The 1,506-nt window shown below is 60.5% G+C and carries 2 protein-coding genes; both read right to left on the bottom strand.

Annotation, left to right across the window (positions count from 1 at the left end):
• A partial coding sequence (locus IK083_06390; protein ID MBR4749180.1) for an ABC transporter ATP-binding protein occupies positions 1 to 344 on the bottom strand: 344 nt, incomplete at its 3' end.
• Between the two features lie 46 nt (positions 345 to 390).
• Positions 391 to 1,506 (bottom strand): hypothetical protein (locus tag IK083_06385; GenBank protein MBR4749179.1); only part of this gene is annotated, 1,116 nt, incomplete at its 5' end.

Below are 1,506 nucleotides of genomic sequence, written 5' to 3'. Positions count from 1 at the left end.
ATCCTGTCGTAGAAGGAGAAGGGCAGGGTCTGGATGTGGGTGAAGATGTCCCGGCGCATGTCCGCCTCGATGAAGGTGCCCAGCCTGTGGCCCCAGTAGCCGATGATGAACTGCAGGACCGCCCGGATAAAATAAGCGCAGACAAGGCAGCCCATGAGCAGCGCGAAAAGGCGCACCAGGGCGCTGTTGGCCGCCATGGCGGGCAGAAGGGTGCGCAGGACGTATTGGGTCACCAGCGGGAACGCCACGTCCACCGCGGCCACCACCAGCGCGCAGAATAGGTCCAGCAGGAACAGCCCCAGATGGGGCCTGTAATAGGCTAAGAATCGACGCAGTTTTTCCATGTGCTCCAGTATACTGGATGAGGCGGGTTTTGTCTACGCATTTTCTTCAATAAACGGACCAGTCGAGGGCCAGCATGACGAGATACCCCGTCTGACACAGCAGGAGCCCGCCCTCCATGGCCAGCCTCACACCGGGCTTTTTTGAAAGCCTGCAAAGGGCAATAGCAAGGGGGAACAGCATAGCGAGATACCTGGGCCCGCTGAGGAGCCAGGTGGCCCCGATGGCGGCGGCGAAGTAGGCCAATGACCACAGCAGATAGCTGGTCCGCATCCGCTTCCTGTCCTGGCACAGCAGTCCCAGGGTCCCGAAGAGGCAGAGGAGGTTGGGCAGGCTCAGGGACAGGACCGACGCCATATCCCCGTTCCTATAATAGAGCAGACCATACTCGGCCAGATATCCCGCCGTATTGAAGAACAGGCCCATCCGCTGGTTCCAGTTTTCCCGCTGGTAGATGAGGAAAGTGAAGGGGCTGCCGCTGATCTGCCAGTTGATGAACAGGTAGATGGCCGTGCCGCAGCAGCCTAAGAGAAGGCTGCCTATATACGACGGCAGCAGACGGCGGGCCCCCTGCCTATCCTTGCGCCAGGCGTCCATAAACGCCGTCAGCATCTCTACAAGCAGCAGCCCCAGCAGCAGGATGCCCAATGACCGGGTTAGGGCGGAGAGGGCCGTGAACAGTCCCGCCAGGAGGAACCGGTGTTTGCGGGCAAAGTATACCGCCAGGAGCGTGAAAAACTGGAACAGCCCCTCGCTCATGGGGATGCGCAAAAACGCGCCGCCGGGCAGCAAAAACAGCATGCGGGCGCAGGACATGGCGTCCCAGCGGTCCATATCCAGCCGAAACAGCTCGTAGGCCGCGGGCAGACACAAAAGGGAAAAGAGCTGGGCGGAGAGGAACGCGCCGATAAAATAGTCCCCGTATACGGTCATGATCCGGATCGTCAGGGGATAGAGGGGCAGGAACACCAGCCGCAGCCGTTCGTCCCCCACGGGCACATACCAGTCCTCGGCGATGCCCATATAGTGAGCCACGTCGCTTCGGTAATAAAACTCCCGGAAGCTGTCCGAAAAAGTCTCCCCGGAGGGCACGAGCAGATACACAGCCGCATATTGGAGAAGGGTGACGGCTATGCCGAACAGCCCCAACAGCGCCCAGGCCCT

The organism is Abditibacteriota bacterium (genome assembly GCA_017552965.1).
In the GTDB taxonomy this organism is placed as follows: domain Bacteria; phylum Armatimonadota; class UBA5829; order UBA5829; family UBA5829; genus RGIG7931.
The sequence above is the reverse complement of the archived record's forward strand: the minus strand, read 5'-3'. Positions and strand labels throughout refer to the sequence as shown.